Genomic DNA, 2806 nt, shown 5'->3' with positions numbered 1-2806 from the left:
TCATCGGCAGGCCGGCGCCGAAGGCCCGTTCGCCGAGCTGCCGGAGATCCTCGGGCGCGAGCGCGCGTCCCATGCCGGGCGCCCCTACCAGCTCGACGTCGACGCCGTCGTGACCGGCGACGAGCTGCGGGTCTGCTGGACGTACTCCACGAACGCACACCGGGAGGACACCGTCGCCCGGCTCGCGGACCGCCTCCTCGACCACGTGCGGGTGCTGACCGGCGCCGGTTTCCCCCTGTCCGGCCTGTCCCGGGCCGAGCTGGACACGCTGCGCGGTGCCGAGGTGGAGGAGGTCTATCGGCTGTCCGCGCTGCAGGCCGGCATGCTCGTCGAGACCCTCGGCGCGGCCGGTCCGGATCCCTACTACCTGCAGTGGCACCTCGACCTCGACGGCGACCTGGACGTCGACGCGTTCACCCGTGCGTGGACACACGTGATCGAGCGGCACGCCGTCCTGCGCAGCCGCTTCGCCTGGGAAGGGCTGGCCCACCCCGTCCAGGTCGTCCACCGCCCCGGCGCCGCCCCGGTCGAGCGGTGGGACGCGCGGGAGATCGCGGACACCGCCGCCTGGCTCGCGCGCCTCGCGGCCGACGAGCGTGCCGACGGCGTCGACCTGCGGACCGCGCCGATGCGGCTCGTGCTCGTGCGCACCGGTGCCCACCGGCACCGGCTCATCTGGAACTGCCACCACATCCAGCTGGACCGGTGGAGCCGTGACCTCGTCGAGCACGAGGTGTTCGCCACCTACCACGCACTCGCCACGACCGGCCGGTTCCCGGCGCTGCCCGCACCCGTGCCGTTCCGCGACTTCATCGCCTGGACCACCCGCCAGGACGGCGGCGCGGCGCACTGGCGGGCGGAGTTCGCCGGGTTCACCGAACCGACCCCCGCACCCCGCGCAGGGCGCACGGGCGAGCCGGCCGGCATGGGCGTGGTGGCGGTGGCGCTCCCGCTCGGCGGGGAAACGGCCGCCGCGGCCCGCCGGCACGGGGTCACCGCGAACACCATCGCCCAGGCCACCTGGGCACTGCTGCTGGGCAGTGCCACCGGGCGGCACGACGTGGCCTACGACCTCACGGTCTCCGGCCGGTCCGCCGAGCTGCCCGGGATCGAGCGGGTCGTCGGCATGCTGATCAACACCGTGCCGGCGCGGGTCCGCCTCGACCCGGCCCGCCCGGTCGGTGCCTGGCTGCGCGAGGTGCACGACCAGCAGGTGCGCCGTTACCCGCACGAGCACCACTCGCTCGTCGACATCCACCGGTGGGCCGGCAGCCGCGACGGGCGGCGGATGTTCGACACCCGGTTCGTGTTCGAGAGCGCCGGGGGGACCGAGGACGGCGCGCCCGGCGGCCTGACGGTCACCGATGTCAGCGAGGTGAACGGGGACATCGAGCACGCGGTCGTGCTCACGGTCGGCGGCGGCACCGAGTGGGATGCGCAGCTGCGCTACGACCGGGCCCGCTACGACACCGCGACCGCCGAGGCGTTGCTCGCCGACTACGTCACGCTGCTGGCCGCGGTCACCGGCGCGGCGGCCGGCGCACCGCTGGGCACGCTCACCTCCCTGCCCGCCGTGACACCGGCCGCGGCCACCCCGCCGGCCGTCACCCCGCCGACCGCCATCCCGCCGACCGCCATCCCGCCGACCGCCACCCCGCCGGCCGGGCACGTGGCCGCGCGGACCGCGGCGGAGCACGTGCTCGCCGGCATCTGGTGCCAGGTCCTCGGCGTCGAGTCCGTCGGGGTACGGGACGACTTCTTCCAGCTGGGCGGCAACTCGGTGCTCGTCTTCCGGGTCGCGGCCCTGGCCCAGCGTGCCGGCCTGGACGTCACCGTGCGGCAGGCGCTGCGCCACCGCACGATCACCGAGCTGGCCGGTTCGCTCGCCGACCCGCGCGCCGAGGCGGCCGGTGCCCGGCTCCCGCTCACCCCCGCGCTGCACGAGCTGGCGGCGAGTGGCGGGCCGGCCACCTCCTCCGTCCTGGTGCCGTGGCGCGCGGCCGACCCGGCCGCGCTGGCCCGGTCACTGCGGGCGCTGGCCGACCGGCACGACGCCCTGCGCCTACCCGTCGCCGGCGAGCCGGGCGACCGGTGGCTGGACGTCGTCGTGGACCCCGTCCCACCCACGGTGCTGGACCTGACCGGCGAGACGTGCGAACCGGACCAGGTGGCCGCCGAGCTGGCCGAGGGCCTGGACCCGGGCGGCTCGCTCGTCGCCGCGGCGCTGCTCGGCGGCACGGACGGCGTCCGGCTGCTGCTGGTGGCCCACCGGTACGCGGTGGACGAGGCGTCGTGGCCGATCCTCCTGGCCGACCTCGACGCCCTGCACCGCGGCGCCGAGCTGCCGCCCGCCGCCTCCTACACCCGGTGGGCGCGCCGCCTGCACGACCAGGCCTCGAGCGCCGCGTTCGCCGACCAGGCCGCGTTCTGGCTGGCCGCCCGCCCCGAGCCGGCACGTCTGCCCGTGGACCGCGACGTGCCGCCCGGCGACACCCGGTCGGTGCGGACCTCCCAGCCGGCCGGCGGCGCGACCGCCGAGCACGTCCTCGCCGCGGTGGCCGCCGCGGTCGGCCGGTGGACCGGCGGCCCCGACGTGCTCCTCGACGTCGTGAGCGACGGCCGTGACGAGCACGCCACCCGGACGGTCGGCGCGTTCACCCGCACCCACACCGTCCGGCTGCACCTGCCGCCCGGCGACCCCGCCCGCCGCCTGGCCGCCGTCACGACCCAGCTGCGGGCCGAGCCCCACGGCGCCCTCGGCCACGGCATGGCCCGCTGGCTCCGCGCGGACACCGCGGCCGTCCTC

1 protein-coding gene is annotated in these 2806 nt (G+C 77.0%); it reads left to right on the top strand.

All coding sequences use genetic code 11. From position 1 onward, the window contains the following. Positions 1-2806 (top strand): condensation domain-containing protein (locus ACJ73U_RS43180; RefSeq protein WP_407783590.1); only part of this gene is annotated, 2806 nt, incomplete at both ends.

The sequence above is a fragment of the Actinophytocola sp. genome (genome assembly GCF_045807065.1).
Taxonomy (GTDB): Bacteria; Actinomycetota; Actinomycetes; order Mycobacteriales; family Pseudonocardiaceae; genus Actinophytocola.
The sequence above is the reverse complement of the archived record's forward strand: the minus strand, read 5'-3'. Positions and strand labels throughout refer to the sequence as shown.